Genomic DNA, 17789 nt, shown 5'->3' with positions numbered 1-17789 from the left:
GCGGGAACAGCGCAATCGTGTCTGCCGGTCCGGACGGGGCCGTGCCATGCTGACAACCGTCGTGCGCCGCGCGCGGTGCACGGCAGACGTCCCTGACCGGTGTGTTCCGGGAGGCACGGTCATGTCGTTGCAGCTGCTCCTGGGCTCTCGGCCCCCGCACCGCCGCACCCGGCCCCGCACGGCCGGAGTGGTCGCCGCCATCACCCTGTCGCTGCTGGCGGCAGGCTGCTCCGGAGGGGGCGAGAGAGGGAGCGACGACGACACCTTCGTTTACCTGTCCAGCAGGGGGCTGGTGACCGAGTGGGACCCGGCGCGCTCGTACTCCGACGAAGTGGTGGCGCTGGCGAACATGTACGAGACCCTCACCCGGTACAACGCCGGGACCGGGAAGACCGAAGGGGTGCTCGCGACCCGGTGGACCACGTCCGAGGACCGCCGGACCTGGACCTTCACCCTGCGGGACAAGGTGCGTTTCCACTCCGGACGCCCGCTGACCCCCGAGGCGGTGCAGGCGTCGATCGAGCGCACCATGAGGCTGAAGGCCAGCGCCTCCTACGTGTGGGACCCGGTGGAGAAGATCACCCCGGTCGGGAAGCGGCAGGTCCGCTTCGAGCTGTCCCGCCCGGCGCCGCTGGACATCATCGCCTCCGCCACCTACGCGGCCTGGATCTACGAGGTCTCCGACGACGCCGGGGACTATCGGGCCACCGCCCGTGGCACCGGGCCGTACACGGTCGCCTCGTGGAACCCGGGCAGTGAGAACGAAGTGGAGCTGACCGCCTTCAAGGACTACTGGGGCGGGTGGCGCGGCAACCGCTACAAGAAGGTGGTCTTCCGGTCGGTGCCGCAGTCCTCCACGTCGGCGCAGCTCATGAGCTCGGGTGAGGGGACCTACGCCGGCGGGCTGCCGCCGCAGCTCCTGGACACGCTGCGCGGCCGGCCGAACCTCACCGTGTACGAGCGGCCCTCGTGGCAGACCCTGATCGGCCTGATGAACACGCAGAAGAACCCGCTCGACGACATCCGGGTGCGCCAGGCGGTCGCGAACGCGCTCGACTACGGGGAACTCATCAAGGCGAGCAGGGGCGCCCTCGTGGCCTCCGACGGCGTCATCCCCGAGGGCATGTTCGGGCACACCACCACCCTGGATCTGCCGGGTGACCCGGAGCTCGCCCGGAAGCTGCTGAAGGAGGCCGGGTACGGCCCGGGCAGCGGCCGGACCATCGAGCTGGAGATGACCTATCCCGCGGGCGAGGACACCATCCGTACCCTCGGCGACCTGATGAAGTCACAGCTCCGTCCGTTCGGCATCGATCTGAAGGTCGAGGGCCTGGCCTGGGCGTCGGCGCAGTGGCCGCGCGCCAAGGACAAGGACCCGGTCAAGCGCCAGGACATCTTCGTCATGTGGTGGTGGCCGGACGACCCCGAGCCGCTGTCGTACTTCCGCAACGTGTTCCGCACCGAGAAGGAGATCTCCTACAACCTCGCCTACTACTCCGACCCCGAGCTCGACGGGCTCATCGACCGGGTCAGTGGGCTCCAGGCGACGGACCCGGACGAAGCCGTGCGGACCTACCGCACGATGCAGGAGATCGTCATCAGGGACGCGGTGCAGCTCTTCCTCGGCACCAACACCTATCAGCGGGTGCTGGACAGCGACGTCAAGGGGTACGTCGACAACCCGGCGTACGCGAACGTCGTGTTCGTCCACGACCTCACCCACCAGTAGCCGCCCGCACCGGCCCAGGGGGTGGACATGACGCGCGCCCGGAACGGCCGCGGTCTGCCGGTGGTCCGTTACGCGGCCCGCCGTGCGGCGCTCTCGGCCCTGGTGGCCACCGGGGTGGTGGTGCTGACGTACCTGATCGCCCGGGTGGTGCCCAGCGACCCGGCCGGGGTCTGGGCGGGGCCGCGGGCCTCGGCCGCGGAACGGGTGCGGATCCGGGCCGAACTGGGGCTGGACCGCCCGGTCGCCGAGCAGATCGTTTCGTACGTGGCCGGGGTGCTGCGCGGCGACTGGGGTCTGTCGGTCCTCACCCACCGCCCCGTCCTCACCGATCTGCTCACGTTGCTGCCCAACACCCTGCAAGTGGTGCTCGCCGGACTGGTCATCGGGCTGGCGGTGGGCCTCCCCGCGGGACTGGCCGCCGTACGGTGGCACGGCAGGACCCCCGACACGGTGGTGCGGTCCGGTGCGCTGCTGAGTGCCTCGATACCGACGTTCTGGCTGGCACTCCTGCTGCAGACGATCCTCGCGAGCCGACTCGGCCTGCTGCCGATCGCCGGCAGCCACGACCGCGTGGTGCTCGCCGCACACCCGGTGACCACCGTCACCGGCCTGCCCCTGCTCGACGCCGTCCTCACCGGCAACGGGGCGGCGGCGGCCGACCTCTCCGCCCACTTGGTCCTGCCGGCCCTCGTCGTGGCTTCCTACCCGGCGGCCGTCGTCGCCCGCATGGTGCGGGCGAGCCTCCTGGACGCGGTCGGCGAGCCGCACATCCAGATGGTGCGCTCCCTCGGCTTCCCCGAGCGGGCCGTCCTCGGCCGCTTCGCCCTGCGGCTCGCCTGGAACCCGGTCCTGCAGCTCCTCGCGCTGATCTTCGGGTACTCGCTGGTCAACACCTTCCTCGTGGAGGCGGTGTTCGACTATCCGGGGCTCGGCCGGTACGCGGCCGATGGGGTGCAGTCCCTCGACGCACCGGCCGTCGTCGGCGTGACGCTCCTGGTCGCCCTGTTGTACCTCGGCGCGAACCTGGCCGTTGACCTGGCCCAGGCGGCCCTCGACCCGCGCATCACCCTGCGGTGAGGTGGTCGGCGATGACACGGGCCACCCGGGGCGGCCGAACGGCACTGGTCCTCGCCACCGGTGGAGTGGCGCTCGTCGTCCTCGTCGCACTGCTCGCACCCGTACTGGCCCCGTACCCGGCGGATGCGACCGGTGCCACCGAGACCGCCCGCATCCTGCGCCCGCCCTCCGCGGCCCACTGGTGCGGCACCGACGAACTGGGCCGCGACGTGTTCTCCCGGGTGCTGTACGGCGCGCGCGTCGGCCCGGTCGTCGCGGTGACCGTGGTGACGGTCTCGCTGCTCGTGGGCACCGTGACGGGGCTGGTCGCCGGCTACTTCGGCGGATGGATCGACGAGGTCCTGATGCGCCTCACCGACGTCTTCCTGGCAGTCCCCGCCCTGCTGCTGGCCCTGGCCCTGGCCACGGTGCTGGCGCCCGGCCCGGTGGGGCTGACCGTCGCGCTCACCGTGACCTGGTGGCCGTGGTATGCCCGGCTGGTGCGCGGTGAGGCCGCGTCGGTCGCCGGCCGCCCGTACACCGAGGCATGCCGGGCCCTCGGCCTCGGTCACCGGCGCATCCTGCTCCGCCACGTCCTGCCCAACGCCTCGACCCCCCTGCTGGTCCAGGCGTCGACCGATGTCGGCGGGGTGCTGCTCGTCACCTCCGCACTGTCCTTCCTCGGCCTGGGCCCGCAGCCGCCCACGCCGGACTGGGGCCTGATGGTGGAGCAGTCGCAGAACTACTTCACCACGCAGTGGTGGATCGGTACCTTCCCCGGTCTGGCCATCATGCTGGTCGCGGCCCTTTTCTTCCTGCTCGGCGACGTGCTCCGGGACCGCCTCGACCCGCGGCACACCCCACGGATCCGGCCGTGACCGCCGCGCCCCTCCTGGAACTGCGCGACGTCCGGGTCTCGTTCGGCCCCGAGCCGGCCGAACCGGTGCTGCACATCGGCGAACTGGTGCTGTGCCGGGGCGAGTTCCTGGGCGTCGCAGGGGAGAGCGGCGCGGGCAAGACGACGATCGGGCTGACGGTGCTGGGACTGACCCGCCACGCGGGCGCCCGGGTGACCGGCAGCATCCGGCTGGCCGGCGAGGAGCTGGTCGGGCTGCCGGAACGGTGGCTGCGCCGGCTGCGCGGCTCCGCCATGGCGCTGATCCCGCAGAACCCGGCCGCCGCCTTCAGCCCGGTCCTGCCCGTCGGTACGACCGTGCTGCGCGCGCTGCGGCTGCACGGCTGTACGCGAGCGGAGGCGCGGCAGCGGGCGACCGCCGAGGTGGAGCGGGTCGGCCTGCCCGCCGGCCACCTCGCCCGCTATCCGCACCAGCTCTCCGGCGGTCAGCTCCAGCGGGTGGCGATCGCCCTGGCCTCGGCCCTCAGGGCGCGGCTGCTCATCGCCGACGAACCGACCAGCGCGCTGGACGTGACGGCCCAGGCGCAGATCTGCACCCTGCTGACGGAACTGCGCGCGGCGCACGGCACGGCCGTGCTGTTCATCAGCCACGACCTCGCGCTGCTGGCCGGGCTCTGCGACCGGATCGCGGTGCTGCACCAGGGACGGGTCATCGAGGACCGCCCCGCCGCCGACCTGGTCTCCGCGCCCCGGGCCGACCGCACCAGACGACTGCTGGCCGCGGCCCCACGACTGGGCGGACCGCCCGGCTCAGGCCCGGGGGACGCGGCGGGGACGGAGCCGGGAACGGGGAGTGGTGAGGGAACAGGGAGTGGCGAAGGAACGGGACGGGGTGAAGGGACGGCGTAGGACACATCGACGGGTGCGGCGAAGGGGCGGTGGCCGGTGGTGCTCGAGGCGCGCGAACTGACCGTGGTGTACGGCGGTACGGCCGTGGTGGACGGCGTGAGCCTCACGCTGCCCGAGGGCCCGTACGGTCTGGGGCTGATCGGGGAGAGCGGTTCGGGCAAGTCGACGGTCGCCCGGTGTTTGCTGGGCCTGGTGGCGCCGACCAGTGGGACGGTGCGTTTCGGCGGCGTCGACATCAGCGGGCTGCGACGGTCGCGCCCGTACCGGCGTGCCGTTCAGATCGTCGTGCAGGACACCGAGGGCGCCCTCGATCCGCGCATGCGCGTGGGCGCGGCGATCTCGGAAGTGCTGCGGGCACACCGGATGGTGGCACGCGGCGCCGAGGCGGGGCGCGTCACCGAACTGCTGGCCGACGTGGGCCTGGCCGCCGAGCACGCGGCACGCTTCCCGCACCAGCTCTCCGGCGGCCAGCGCCAGCGTGCGGCGATCGCCCGGGCGCTGGCCGTGCGGCCGCGCTTCCTGGTCCTGGACGAACCCACCAGCGCCTTGGACACGACAGTCCAGGCCCGGATCCTCGACCTCCTGCGGAGGCTGCGCACCGAGCACCGGCTGTCCTGCCTGCTGATCTCCCACGATCTCGCGGTGGTGGAACAGCTCTGCCCCCACGTGATCGTGCTGCACGGCGGACGGGTGGTCGAGGAGGGCGCCCTCGCCGACGTGCTCCACCACCCCCGGCACCCCGCCACCCGCACCCTGCGCGACGCCGTACCACGCCTCGTCCCCGGCACCGAACACCCGACGCCGCAACCGTTCCGTCCGGAGCGTTTCCCGCAGTCGTAGCCGCACGGCCTACAGTGATCCGATGCCTCTCATCGAAGTCACCCACGCGCCGCAGGTCCCCGAAGAGACCCTCCGCGAACTGGCCGCGGTGCTGCCGCACCTGGTCTCCGAGGCGGTGGAGTGCCCCGAGGAGCCGTACGACGGGGACCTGCAACCGGGCGATGTGGAGATCCGGTTCCGGCGGCTGGGGCCGTTGGACCGCAGCGGGCTGGACGTGGTGGTGGAGGTGCGGTCGAAGTGGTTCGAGAGCAGGGCCGCCAACCGTCAGGAACGCACGGACCTGCTGCACCGTGCCATCGAAACCGCGACCGGACTCCGTGAGTTCGGCGTCTACCTCTCGCTCCCGGTGGCCGCGTGGTCGCAAGGGGAGTGACGGACTCCCACGTCGTAGTGCCGACCCTCACGCGGGGCTGTTGCGCAGCTCCGTGAGGGACTGTTCGGTCAGCGGCCGCGGGGCGCTGTCCGGGTCGACGAGTACGACCGTGCAGGTGGCACTGTGCGTGAGGGCGGTGGTCAGGCTGCCGTCGGCGAACTGGGTGAGGGGACCGCGCGGGGAGCGCCCGATGGCGACGGTGCGGGCGTGGACGTCCGCGGCGTGCTGGGCGAGGACGCGGCCGGCGGCGGTGTGGTCACCGACGCTGGTGAGGATCTGGCCGGTGGCGGGGACACCGAGGGCCGCCAGCCGGTCGAGGTGCGCGGTGACGGCGGCGCGGGCCTGGTCGTCGGTCTCGGTGTCGACGGCCTGTTCCTCGACCCCTGCGGTCTGCTGGACGTGCACGACCTCCAGCGGGCTGCCGGTGTCGCGGGCGAGGCGGGCGGCCGCGTCGACGATGGCGGGGGCCTTGTCGTGGCCGCCGACGGCGACGATGACGCGTGGTGCGTCGGTCGGGGCGTGGGTGCCGATCGGGGTGAGAGTCGGGGCCACCGGCTCGCTGTCACCGGTGCCGGCCTCGGCCCGGCGGAGCAGGCGGTGGCCGCTGGCCAGGACGGGGATGGCCAGCAGGAAGGTGGCGGCGCCGAGGTAGAAGGGGACGCTCAGGTCGGTGGCCTCGGCGAGCTTGCCGGCGACGTACGGGGCGAGGCCGCCGCCGATGAACCGCAGGAACCCGTACGCGGAGGAGGCCACGGGCCGCTCGACGGGGGAGACGAGCATGACGGCCTGGGTGGTGAGGGTGTTGTTGATGCCGATGAACGCGCCGCTGACGATGACGGCGACGATGACCACGGTGGGGTTGGCGACGCCGGCGGCGATGAGGGCCATGACGATGCCGAGGCCGAACAGGTTGGCGTACAGGACGGGTGCGGTGCCGTACCGGGCCTGCAGACGCGGGGCGAAGAAGACGCTGAAGGCCGCCACCAGCAGGCCCCAGCCGGTGAAGACCAGCCCGAGCTGATGGGCGCCGAGCTTCATCGGGTACGGGGCGTAGCCGAGCATGGTGAAGAAGCCCCAGTTGTACAGCAGGGCCATGAGGCCCATGGTCAGCAGCCCGCGGTGGCGCAGCGCCTTCAGTGGCGCGATCGGTGAGGTGGGCCGCTTCGGCTTGGGCAGGTGGGGTACGAAGGCGAGGGTCGCGAGCAGGGCGACGGCCATCAGGACGGCGACGCCGAAGAACGGGCCGCGCCAGCTGATGCTGCCCAACTCGCCGCCGAGCAGGGGCCCTACGGCGATCCCGAGGCCGAGGGCGGTCTCGTACAGGATGATCGCGCCGCCGAAGCCGCCGCTGGCGGAGGCGACGATGACGGCCAGCGACGTCGCGATGAACAGGGCGTTGCCCAGGCCCCAGCCGGCGCGGAAGCCGACGATGCCGTTGATGGAACCGGTGGCGCCGGCCAGCGCGCTGAAGACGACGATGACCGTCAGGCCTATGACCAGGGTGCGCTTGGCACCGATCCGGCTGGAGACCCAGCCGACGATCAGCATGGCGACCGCGGTGACGATCAGGTAGCTGCTGAACAGCAGGGACACCTGGCTGGGCGTGGCATGGAGACTGTCGGCCAGGGCGGGCAGGATCGGGTCTACCAGGCCGATGCCCATGAACGAGATGACGCAGGCGAACGCCACGGCCCAGACGGCCTTGGGCTGCCGGAAGGGGCTGGCGGCCTTTCCTTGCGATGCACTCATTGCGCTTCACTCCCGTGAGAACAGGTGGGGGAGGGGGACAGGTGCTCAGGCGGGTCGGGGACCAGGGACGGGTCGACGTCGGGCCGGTGACGGGCCGCAGTGGGCCGGGGGTGGGTCAGGAGCGGGTCTGGCGGTCCTGGATGGCACGGGCCAGCGCGGGCAGTGCGACCTTCACCGCCTGCTGCTCCGGCTCGCTCAGCTCCTCGACGAGCAGTCGAAGGGCGTGCGTACGCTCCGCTCGCCGCTGCCGGAAGATCTCCAGCCCGGTGTCGGTGGCCTCCACCAGCACCCCCCGGCCGTCACTGCTGTCGGCCACGCGCCGTACGAGTCCGGCACGCTCCATGCGCGTGACGACCTGGGTCATGTTCGGCTGGGAGACACCCTCGGCCCGCGCCAGCTCGGTGAGCCGGTACGGCCCTTCACGCCCCAGCCGCCCCAGCGCCGACGAAGCCGCCGTACTCAGCCCACCGGCATTGGCACTGTGCCGCACATGCCGAACCAGCCGCTCCACGGCTCCCATCAGTTCCTCGGCCGACACGTCGTCGTCCATAACCCGCTTATGCATAACCTCATTATGCATCTACATGTAACGTGAAACAAGACTGCGGCGGGCCGGAATGCCGGGCAACTCCCGTGACCAACTCCGGGGCCGAGTTGTGATGCTGCAGCTATCTGTCGATTCCGGATGAGTCGGTAATATCAAGTGCCTTCTGCTCATACGCGGGATAAGTGCGAACTCTCGGGCGTCGAGCGTGGGCTCCGTTTCGGCAAGATCAGGAAGAACGGCCATGAACCCGTACAGTCCCTCGACTCGGCAGTTACCCCCGGCGCGGAGATGGTGGCGGACCACCCCCGCCGCTCTGGGGTTGTTGGTGCTGGTTGCGCTCATCGGCGCGGTCAGCTTTCCCCTTGGATTTCTCGCACTGATCGTCGTCATCGTGCTGCTGTGGATCCTGCCGCCGTGGCGCTGGTTCGCCCGGGCCGGAGCGAGCGTCGGGGCTTTCTTCGTGCTGACGATCGGTGCGGGCCTCGGTGGTCAGCTGGATGATGCGGAGAAGGACGCTTCGCAGCAGGTGGCGGTGGGGGCGACTCCGCGGGCCTCGGCCAGCGCGACGCGCGCCGCAAAGGCGCCGGCGCTCACCGGTGAGCGTCTCGACGAGGCGGAGCGCCGGGCGCGCGCTGCCGGCTTCACCGTGAGCCGCCACGATGCCTCGCCGGAGGGCCGGGCGATCATTGCGCGGTCCGGCTGGCTCGTGTGCTTCCAGCAGGTCGGCGAGGACGGCGGCAGGACCCTCGACCTCGCGGCGGTCAAGCGGGGCGAGCCGTGCCCCGAACGGGACGGCGAAGAGCTTGCCTGGCCCACGATGCCGGATCTGCTCGGCAAGACGTGGCAGACCGCCGTGACGACGCTGACCGACCTCGGAGTCGACGAGGACAAGATCGAGGCAGCGGCTCACTACCTCAACGACGCGTTGCCGGACGACGCGTACGACGACTGGCGAGTGTGCGACCAGGACCCCGCGGAGGGCGAGGACATCACCGCTGAGGTGACCCTGGAACTGGCGCATCCGGATGCCGGCTGCACCGCCGAGGGGTCCCGGCTGGGCGACAAGGACCACGACGGCCGTCCCGACTACCGGGACTCGACCGACGACCGTCGCACCGCCGGCGGGGGCAGCTCATCGGGAGGTTCGGCCACCGACGACGGCGGGTCGACCGGCACGGGCGGCTCCACCACCAGCGGCGGGTCGGGCAGTGGGGGCTCGGCCACCAGCGGTGGAGGCGGTTCGTCGTCCACCGGCGGCAGCACGGGAGGCGGCGTCGGCACGGTCCACCCCGGTGCCTTCTGCTCCCCGGCCGGAGCGACCGGCGTCACCACCGCGGGGACGCCCATGGTGTGCGGCCCGGCGTCCGACGGCCGCAATCGCTGGCACAGCTCCTGACGCACGCACGTACGCACGTACGGCAGTCGGCCGACGGCTGATGTCACGCCGCGACCGGCTGCCGCCGTACCCGATACGCGCAGAGCGCCGTGCCTATGACCTTTTCCCGCCCGTTCGGGCAGAGACGCGGTGACCGCTTCGATGGGCCCGCAGCCCGCCTGGACGGGCGGGAAACGGGCACGGGATGGGGGGATTCGGGCGGGCTTTGGGGGTGGGGAGGGGGCTGACGTGCTGGATTGTGGGGCGTCGTGTGGGAGAAACGGGCACGGGACGCGTTGTGGGGAGGCTGGTCAGGGCGCGGAGTGCTTGTTTGAATCACACCCACTTGCCCGAACGGGCAGCGTGTCGACCTGGACGCAGGAGGAGTGTGATGGACGCCGCGGGACGCCGCAGGGGCATGCTGGAGCTGGTCCGGCATACGGGCTCCGTCGACGTCGTCCGACTGGCCGGGGAGTTCGGGGTCTCCAAGGAGACGGTGCGCCGGGACCTGAACATGCTGGAGGACCAGGGGCTCGTGCGGCGCACGCACGGCGGTGTGTACCCCGTGGAGAGTGCGGGTTTTGAGACCACGCTGGCCTTCCGTGCGACACAGCAGGTACCGGAGAAGTCGCGGATCGCAGCTGCCGCGGCGGAGCTTCTCGGGGATGCCGAGACGGTGTTCGTGGACGAGGGGTTCACTCCGCAGCTCATCGCCGAGGCGCTGCCGTACGAACGGCAGCTGACCGTGGTGACGGCCTCGCTGGCCGTGGTGAGCGCCCTCGCGAACAGGCCCAAGACCGCTGTCCTGCTGCTGGGCGGCCGGGTACGCAACGGCACGATGGCCACCGTCGATCACTGGGCCGTCCGCATGCTCTCCGACTTCGTCATCGACCTCGCGTACATCGGTGCCAACGGCATCTCCCGCGCCCACGGCCTCACCACGCCCGATCCCGTCGTCGGCGCGGTCAAGGAGCAGGCGATGCGGTCGTCCCGGCGGCATGTCTTCGCCGGCGTGCACACCAAGTTCGGCACCGCGAGCTTCTGCCGGTTCGCCGATGTCGCGGCGCTGGAAGCGATCGTCACCGGGAGCGGTCTGCCGGCCGCGGAGGCCCATCGCTACCAGCTCCTGGGGCCCAAGGTCATCCGGGTATGAAACCCCTGCCCGTCACCGGCCCGGCCGGCGTACCGCCCCCGCTGTACCGCATGCCCGGCGTCCCCCGCCCTTCGTCCACCGTCCCCGAGTTCCTGGAGCCACCATGCGCAGTCAGACCCGCCGGAGGATCTGCGCGACCATAGCGGCCGCCACCGCGAGCGCGCTGCTCGCCGGATGTGCGGGAGCCGGCGGCGCCGGCACCGACAGCGACGCCGTGAACGTCCTCATGGTGAACAACCCGCAGATGATGGATCTGCAGAAGCTCACCGCCAAGTACTTCACGAAGCAGACCGGCATCAAGGTCAACTTCACCGTGCTGCCCGAGAACGACGTCCGCGACAAGCTGAGCCAGGACTTCGCCAACCAGGCGGGCCAGTACGACGTCGCCACCCTCAGCAACTACGAGACCCCGATCTACGCCCGCAACGGCTGGCTGCGGAACCTCGACGCCTACGCCGAGCGCGACAAGGACTTCGACCGCGCCGACCTCCTCCCCTCGGTCCGCGAGGCGCTCAGCGACGCCGACGGCAAGATGCACGCCGAGCCCTTCTACGGCGAGTCGTCCTTCCTGATGTACCGCAAGGACGTGTTCAAGGAGAAAGGGCTGACGATGCCCGCCCACCCCACCTGGCGGCAGGTCGTGGACCTCGCCGCGAAGGTGGACGGCGCGGAGAAGGGCATGCGCGGCATCTGCCTGCGCGGACTGCCCGGCTGGGGCGAAATGATCGCGCCCCTCACCTCGGTGGTGAACACCTTCGGCGGCACATGGTTCGACGACAAGTGGCGGGCCAGGCTGACCGATCCCGGCTTCCGCAACGCGACGAAGACGTACGTCGACCTCGTACGGAAACACGGCACGGCGGGTGCCGCGCAGTCCGGCTACGCCGAGTGCCTGAACAACATGACGCAGGGCAAGAGCGCCATGTGGTACGACGCGACGGCCGGAGCCGGTTCGCTGGAGGCCAAGGGATCGCCGGTCAAGGGCAAGGTGGGCTACGTGGCCGCACCGGTGGAGAAGACGAAGTCCTCCGGCTGGCTCTACTCCTGGGCCTGGGGCCTGCAGAAGGCGTCCAAGAAGCCCGACAAGGCCTGGAAGTTCATCTCCTGGGCGTCCAGCAAGGAGTACGAACAGCTGGTGGGCAAGGAGTTCGGCTGGGCCAACGTACCGGCCGGCAAGCGCGCCTCCACCTACCGCAACCCCGCGTACAAGAAGGAGGCCGGGGCCTTCAGCGAGGTCGCCCGCAAGGCGATCGTCGAGGCCGACCCGCGCGATCCGGGAGTGCAGCCGCGCCCGGCGCCCGGCATCCAGTTCGTCGGCATCCCGGAATTCCCCGACCTGGGCACCAAGGTCTCCCAGGAAATCAGCGCGGCGATCGCCGGGCGCCAGTCGACCGACGAGGCACTGCGCCGCGCGCAGGAGCTGGCCGCCGTCGTCGCCAAGGACTACGAGGGGCGGGACACCCAGTGAGCACCGTTGCGAGCACCTCCACCCCGGCGCGGGGGCGCGGCGCCGCCAAGCCGGCCGGCCGTCCCGGCGGCCCGTCCGACCGGCTGCGCGCGTGGGCCGCGCGCGGCCCGCTGCTGCCCGCGCTGGTCTTCCTGATCCTGGTCACCCAGCTGCCGTTCGTGGCCACCCTGGTGATCTCCCTCTTCAAGTGGAACGCCTACTATCCCGACGAACGCAGCTTCACCGGGTTCGCCAACTACCAAGAGGTGCTGAGCGAACCGGCGTTGCGCGACTCGGTGCTCACCACCGTCCTGCTGACGGTGACCGTGGTGCTGGTCAGCCTCGTGCTCGGTCTCGGGCTCGCACTGCTGCTGGACCGTTCGTTCGCCGGACGCGGCATCGTCCGTACGATGCTCATCGCGCCCTTCCTGGTGGTGCCCATCGCCGCGGCGCTGCTGTGGAAGCACGTCCTCTACAACCCCGAGTACGGTCTGTTCAACGGCCTGCTCCACTGGGTCTTCGGCGACGGCGCCGCGCAGCCCGACTGGATTGCGGAGATGCCGCTCGGCGCGGTCGAGGCGGCGCTGGTGTGGCAGTGGACGCCGTTCATGATGCTGATCCTGCTGGCCGGGCTGCAGAGCCGGCCCGCCGACGCGATCGAGGCGGCCCGCATCGACGGTGCGAGTGCCTGGCAGATCTTCCGCTACCTCACCCTGCCGCACCTGCGGCGTTACCTGGAGCTGGGCGCACTGCTGGGCTCGGTGTACGTCGTGCAGAACTTCGACGCCGTCTACACCATCACCTCGGGCGGCCTGGGCACCGCCAATCTGCCGTACACCATCTACCAGACCTTCTACCAGGGGCACGAGTACGGGCGGGCCTCCGCGGCGGGCGTACTGGTGGTCATCGGCTCCCTGATCATCGCCACCTTCGCCCTCCGGGTGGTCTCGTCCCTGTTCCGTGAGGAGTCCGCCGCATGAGCGCCAGTGCCCCGACGACCGGTGCCCGCCGGACGAGCGCCCCGGCCACCCGCGCCCGCAAGCCTCGTACCGCCAACACCCTCCTCGGCCTGCTCGCCTGGATCTGTGCGATCGCGTTCTTCCTGCCGGTCGCCTGGATGGCGCTGACCTCGTTCCACTCCGAAGCGGACGCCGCCACCAACCCGCCCTCGCTGGGCGCCCCGCTCACCCTGGACGGCTACCGCGAATTCTTCGGCGTGGGCGGTGGCGCGAGCCCCTGGCCGCCGCTGGCCAACTCCGTGACGGCGAGCGTGGTGTCGACCCTGCTGGTGCTGCTTCTCGCGCTTCCGGCGGCGTACGCGCTGTCGATCCGGCCGGTGCGGAAGTGGACGGACGTGTTGTTCTTCTTCCTGTCGACGAAGATGCTGCCGGTCGTCGCGGGCCTGCTGCCGATCTACCTGTTCGCCAAGCAGACCGGCCTGCTGGACAACGTGTGGCTGCTGGTCATCCTGTACGCCTCGATGAATCTGCCGATCGCGGTCTGGATGATGCAGTCCTTCCTGCGGGAGGTACCGGTCGCCCTCATCGAGGCGGCCAAGGTCGACGGCGCCCGCCTCCCCACGGTGCTGGCCCGCGTCGTCGCACCCGTGGCTGCGCCCGGCATCGCGGCCACCGCACTGATCTGCTTCATCTTCAGCTGGAACGAGCTGCTGTTCGCCCGGGTGCTGACCGGTGTGGTCGCCGAGACCGCACCCGTCTTCCTGACCGGCTTCATCACCAGCCAGGGCCTCTTCCTTGCCAAGGTGTGCGCCGCTTCGCTGGTCATCTCCCTGCCGGTGCTCGCCGCCGGTTTCGCCGCCCAGGACAAGCTCGTCCAGGGACTGTCGCTCGGTGCGGTGAAGTAGCGGCCGGGACGCGTACGGCGAAGGCCGCCCGGCTGTGTACGCCGGGCGGCCTTCAAAGATGTGGCCGGCGGGACTAGCGGATGTTCACGTCGATGCAGGCGTAGAAGGCGTTCGAGGTGTCGGCGATGTTCCACACCGCGAGGACCTTGTGCCGTCCGGTGGCGCTGCCGAGGTTGACCTGGTGGGAGACCGTCTCGGGCGGCTGCTGGCCGTTGCCGTTGATGGTGGCGACCTTGGTGCCGTCGACGAAGTACTCGTAGGACGAGGTGCGGTGCCGGGCGGTGAACTTCCAGTTGAAGGTCGTGGTGCGGCTGACGTCGCTGGCCTTCCAGCCCTTGTTGTCGTCGTCCAGCTCGGCGAATCTGGAGTTGCCGCCGCTGCAGCTCTTCAGGCCCTTGGGGCCCTCGACGCTCTGCGGCTCGTACTTGATGGCACCGCACGAAACGGTGCCCCTGGCGCACTGCTCCTGGCGGCTGGCCGGGGCGTTGACCCAGCCGTGTGCGGACGCCGAGCCGGTCGGCAGGGTCAGGGCGAGGACCGGGGCCAGTGCCGCACCGATGGTGGCGGCCAACTTCCGCTTGCTGTCCATGCGTTCTCCTTCATGGGGGTGGTGCATGGGATGGGGGGCTTGCGTGAAGTTCTCCGGCGGGTGAGGGGGTGCGAGAGCCGGATTAGTCTAGACCATAGCGCTTGACGGGGGTCCGTCAAGCGCCCCTGCCCGGCGTCCTGGCGGCTACGGCAGGGCCTGCTCCAGAAGTTCCTGGAGGCGGAGCCCGCGGTGGACATCCGTGTCGGTGCTGCGCCCCGTGCGTACCGCCGTGGCGAACTCGCGGCGGAGAACCGGCCAGCACTCCTCGTGGTCCAGCTCGGCGGTGTCGTAGCTCAACTCCCCATCTGGGCCGAAGAGTTCGATACGGGTGCGGGCGCGCGGCAGCCGTACGGTCCCGGACAGCGAGGCCTGGCTCACGGCACCGTTCTCGTGCTCACAGGTCAACTCGATCCAGTGCCGCGGGTCTCCGGTGCCGCGTACGGACGCCACCGGGCCGACCGCGAGGTCCAGCAGGTCGAGCAGGTGCGGGCCGAGGTCGAGCAGTGCGCCGTGCTCCAGCCGCCAGGAGGTGGCGAAGTCGCCGCCGAGGAAGGCGCCGTGCAGGTAGCAGGAGCGGGCACCGGTGGCCGCGAACTCCCGCGCCTCGGCCAGGAAGGCGCGGGTGGCCGGGTGGTACCGCTTGGTCAGCACCAGCTGTGTCACCACGCCGCTCTCCCCGACCGCCTCGGTGACGGCACGCGCCGCGGCCAGGTCGGGGCCGAGCGGCTTCTCCAGGAGCAGGGCCTTGCCGGCCCGGGCGGCGCGTACTGCCGCTTCGGCCTGCACCGCGGGCGGTACGGCGAAGGCCACCGCCTCGCACCGGTCGAGGAGTTCGTCGAACGACGCGGCGACGGGCGCTCCGTGATCGGCGGCGACCTCCGCCGCCGCCTCGGGCCTGCGGGCCCAGACGCCCGCGAGCTCGGTTTCGGGCCCGGTGGCGAGCATCCGGGCGTGCATGGCGCGGGCCCAGGGCCCGGCTCCGACGAGGCCGACCCGCACGGGGCGGCCGGTCCAGGGCTCGGTCACGTACAACTCCACATCGAAATAAGGGCGTTGAGAAATGAACCGCGGCGGACGCGCGAGGTCGGCGTCCGCCGCGGTGGGACAGGGCGAGCAGGCACGGCGGTCAGGGAGCGGCCAGGACGGACGGCCAGCCGGGCAGCGCCGCGAGGCGGGCGTCCGCGCGGTCCGGGGCGTAGCGGTCCTCCACCACCATGGCCGCGGCGCCGAGCAGTCCGGCCCGGTCGCCCAGCCGGGAGGTGACGACCTGGAGGTGGGCGGTCGTACGGGGCATCGCGCGCTGGTACAGCAGCTCGCGCACGCCGGTGAGGAACGGGGTGCCCGCGAGGTCCCCGGCGATCACCAGCACCCCGGGGTTGAGCAGTGTCACGACGGTGACGAGCACCTCGCCGACCCGGCGGCCCGCCTCCCGGGACAGCCGTACGGCATCCGGCTGGCCCGCCGCCAGGTGCTCGCGTACGTCGGAGCCGGAGGCCGTCGGGATGCCCGCCTCGGCGAGCTGCTGGGCCAGGGCCCGGCCGCTGGCGACCGCGGCGAGGCAGCCGTACGAGCCGCACATGCACAGCGCGTCCGGGCAGTCGTGCAGCCGGATGTGGCCGATGTCGCCGGCGCCGCCGTCGATGCCCCGGTACATCCGGCCACCGACCACGACCCCGGCACCGATGCCGGTGGACACCTTGACCAGCAGGAACGCCGAACAGTCGGGATGGCCGTCGCGCTGCTCGGCGTAGGCCATCAGGTTGGCGTCGTTGTCGACCAGGACCGGCACGGTGTCGCCGTCGGCGCTGACGTGCTCCGCGTACGCCCGGCGCATCCGGTCCCGGATGGGGTAGCCGTCCCAGCCGGGCATGATCGGCGGCTGGATCACCAGGCCGGACTCCCAGTCGACCGGGCCGGGCACCGACAGGCCGATGCCGCAGACCCGCGCGGGGGCGGTCTCCGCCTGCTCCAGCAGCGTCGCGAACCACTGGCCGAGCCGGTCCAGCACCGAGTCCGGGCCGTCGCTGATCACCAGCTCGCCCGAGCGCTCGGCGAGCACGGTGCCCGCCAGGTCCAGTACGGCTGCCCGGGCGTGGCGGGTGCCGAGGTCGGCCGCGAGCACGACGGCGTGCTGCGCGTCGAACTCCAGCCGCGCCGAGGGCCGGCCGCCCGTGGATCCCTCGACCGGCTCGGCAGCGCCCTCGCGCAGCCAGCCGGCGGCGAACAGCTGGTCCAGCCGGTGGCCCACCGTCGATCGGGACAGCCCGGTGGCGCGCTGCAGTGCGCCACGGGTGGTGGCGGTCCCCTCGCGAATGAGGCGCAGCAGGTGGCCCGCGCTGGCCTGGTTGGCGTTCATCTCCTCGTTCCCCGTTTCAGCTCTTGTCGGCGCCGCTGGTCAGCCCCTCCGTCAGCAGGCGCTCCGCGGCGAAGAAGAGCAGTACGACGGGGACCGTCAGCACCACCGATCCTGCCATGAGCACCGTTTTGGATACTTCCACCCCGTTGGACAGCAGCTGGAGGCCGAGGGAGACGGTCCATTTGTCGGGCGAGGCGGCGAGGAAGAGCAGGGCGAAGAGGAACTCGTTCCAGGCGATCATGAAGATGTAGAGCCCGGTCGCCATCAGTGAGGGCAGCGCCAGCGGCAGCACCACCTTGCGTACGGTCTGCAGGCGGGAGCAGCCGTCCAGCGCGGCGGCCTCCTCGATGCTGTACGGGATGGTGGCGAAGTAGTTCTTCATCATGTAGATCGACACGGGCACGGTCTGCGCGATGTACACGAGGGCGAGGCCGGCCAGGCTGCCCTGGAGGCCCATCCGGGCGAACATCACGAAGAGCGGCACGGCCAGCAGGGTCGCCGGGAAGAGGTACACCGCGAGGAACAGGGCGCTGACCTGGCGTCCGCCGAAGAACTTCAGCCTGCTGATGGCGTACGCGCCCGGGATCGCCGCGAGCATGGTGAGTGCGACGGTGCCGAGCGAGACCAGCGCGGTGTTGCCGAGCATGCCGAGGAAGCCCTGGCCGCCCTCGGCGGTGGGGCGCAGCACTTCCTCGTACGTGGCGAGCGTGAAGTCCTTCGCCGAGACCCACAGCTGCCCGGGGTTGAGCAGCAGGGCGTCGATCGGCTTGACCGACAGCAGGAGCATGTAGCCGAAGGGGACGAGGGTGATCAGCGCGAGGAACGCGATCACCACCCGGCGGGTCACTGCGAAGAACCGCTCCTCGAAGCGGGCCCGGCTCATCCGCGGGCGGGCCGCGGCGCGGGGAGCCGCGGACTCGCGGGGTGGCGTCGGAGCAGGACGTGT

General features: G+C 71.2%; 17 protein-coding genes. 11 read left to right on the top strand and 6 right to left on the bottom strand.

The window, feature by feature from the left end:
• Positions 1-121: 121 nt before the first annotated feature.
• Genes ABZ840_RS02425 through ABZ840_RS02400 form a run of 6 tightly spaced genes read left to right on the top strand, consistent with a single transcriptional unit; the run spans position 122 to position 5763 of the window.
• Positions 122-1729 (top strand): ABC transporter substrate-binding protein, encoded by a 1608-nt coding sequence (locus ABZ840_RS02425; protein WP_361551914.1) that lies wholly within the window; start codon positions 122-124, stop codon positions 1727-1729.
• 27 nt (positions 1730-1756) lie between these two features.
• Complete coding sequence (locus ABZ840_RS02420; RefSeq protein WP_361551911.1) at positions 1757-2806, top strand: ABC transporter permease; 1050 nt, start codon at positions 1757-1759, stop codon at positions 2804-2806.
• Between the two features lie 11 nt (positions 2807-2817).
• Positions 2818-3663 (top strand): ABC transporter permease, encoded by an 846-nt coding sequence (locus tag ABZ840_RS02415; RefSeq protein WP_361551908.1) that lies wholly within the window; start codon positions 2818-2820, stop codon positions 3661-3663.
• On the top strand, positions 3660-4550 hold the full coding sequence (locus ABZ840_RS02410) for an ABC transporter ATP-binding protein (protein ID WP_361551905.1): 891 nt from the start codon (positions 3660-3662) through the stop codon (positions 4548-4550). Before ABZ840_RS02415 ends, ABZ840_RS02410 begins: the two co-directional genes overlap by 4 nt.
• Positions 4551-4586: 36 nt before the next feature.
• Positions 4587-5390 (top strand): ABC transporter ATP-binding protein, encoded by an 804-nt coding sequence (locus tag ABZ840_RS02405; protein WP_361551902.1) that lies wholly within the window; start codon positions 4587-4589, stop codon positions 5388-5390.
• Between the two features lie 22 nt (positions 5391-5412).
• On the top strand, positions 5413-5763 hold the full coding sequence (locus tag ABZ840_RS02400) for a hypothetical protein (protein WP_361551899.1): 351 nt from the start codon (positions 5413-5415) through the stop codon (positions 5761-5763).
• A gap of 27 nt (positions 5764-5790) precedes the next feature.
• Here ABZ840_RS02400 and ABZ840_RS02395 read toward each other — a convergent pair whose 3' ends face one another.
• Positions 5791-7512, bottom strand: a complete 1722-nt coding sequence (locus ABZ840_RS02395) for an MFS transporter (RefSeq protein WP_361551896.1) — start codon at positions 7510-7512, stop codon at positions 5791-5793.
• 115 nt (positions 7513-7627) lie between these two features.
• The gene (locus ABZ840_RS02390) at positions 7628-8077 is read right to left on the bottom strand and encodes a MarR family transcriptional regulator (RefSeq protein WP_361551893.1); all 450 of its coding nucleotides are present in this window, start codon (positions 8075-8077) and stop codon (positions 7628-7630) included.
• 307 nt (positions 8078-8384) lie between these two features.
• Here ABZ840_RS02390 and ABZ840_RS02385 point away from each other — a divergent pair, with 307 nt between their 5' ends.
• From ABZ840_RS02385 to ABZ840_RS02365, 5 genes are all read left to right on the top strand, one after another.
• Complete coding sequence (locus tag ABZ840_RS02385) at positions 8385-9455, top strand: PASTA domain-containing protein (protein ID WP_361551890.1); 1071 nt, start codon at positions 8385-8387, stop codon at positions 9453-9455.
• A 370-nt stretch (positions 9456-9825) separates the two neighbouring features.
• Positions 9826-10587 (top strand): DeoR/GlpR family DNA-binding transcription regulator, encoded by a 762-nt coding sequence (locus ABZ840_RS02380; RefSeq protein ID WP_361551888.1) that lies wholly within the window; start codon positions 9826-9828, stop codon positions 10585-10587.
• 103 nt (positions 10588-10690) lie between these two features.
• A complete protein-coding gene (locus tag ABZ840_RS02375; protein WP_361551885.1) occupies positions 10691-12055 on the top strand; it encodes a sugar ABC transporter substrate-binding protein in 1365 nt (454 codons plus the stop codon).
• A complete protein-coding gene (locus ABZ840_RS02370) occupies positions 12052-13014 on the top strand; it encodes a sugar ABC transporter permease (protein ID WP_361551882.1) in 963 nt (320 codons plus the stop codon). Before ABZ840_RS02375 ends, ABZ840_RS02370 begins: the two co-directional genes overlap by 4 nt.
• A complete protein-coding gene (locus tag ABZ840_RS02365; RefSeq protein ID WP_361551879.1) occupies positions 13011-13898 on the top strand; it encodes a carbohydrate ABC transporter permease in 888 nt (295 codons plus the stop codon). Before ABZ840_RS02370 ends, ABZ840_RS02365 begins: the two co-directional genes overlap by 4 nt.
• Before the next feature lie 73 nt (positions 13899-13971).
• On the opposite strand, the gene ABZ840_RS02360 is transcribed toward ABZ840_RS02365, so the two are convergent.
• From ABZ840_RS02360 to ABZ840_RS02345, 4 genes are all read right to left on the bottom strand, one after another.
• Positions 13972-14487: a lytic polysaccharide monooxygenase auxiliary activity family 9 protein gene (locus ABZ840_RS02360; protein WP_361551876.1), complete on the bottom strand. Its 516-nt coding sequence runs from the start codon at positions 14485-14487 to the stop codon at positions 13972-13974.
• A gap of 144 nt (positions 14488-14631) precedes the next feature.
• Positions 14632-15513: a Gfo/Idh/MocA family oxidoreductase gene (locus ABZ840_RS02355; protein WP_361551873.1), complete on the bottom strand. Its 882-nt coding sequence runs from the start codon at positions 15511-15513 to the stop codon at positions 14632-14634.
• Between the two features lie 100 nt (positions 15514-15613).
• A complete protein-coding gene (locus ABZ840_RS02350; RefSeq protein WP_361551870.1) occupies positions 15614-16843 on the bottom strand; it encodes an ROK family transcriptional regulator in 1230 nt (409 codons plus the stop codon).
• 16 nt (positions 16844-16859) lie between these two features.
• Entirely contained in the window at positions 16860-17726 is an 867-nt protein-coding gene (locus ABZ840_RS02345) for a carbohydrate ABC transporter permease (RefSeq protein ID WP_361552387.1), read from the bottom strand.
• Between the last annotated feature and the right edge of the window lie 63 nt (positions 17727-17789).

This window comes from Streptomyces sp. NPDC047117 (assembly GCF_040643545.1).
In the GTDB taxonomy this organism is placed as follows: Bacteria; Actinomycetota; Actinomycetes; order Streptomycetales; family Streptomycetaceae; genus Streptomyces.
This window is presented reverse-complemented; position numbering and strand designations above follow the sequence as displayed.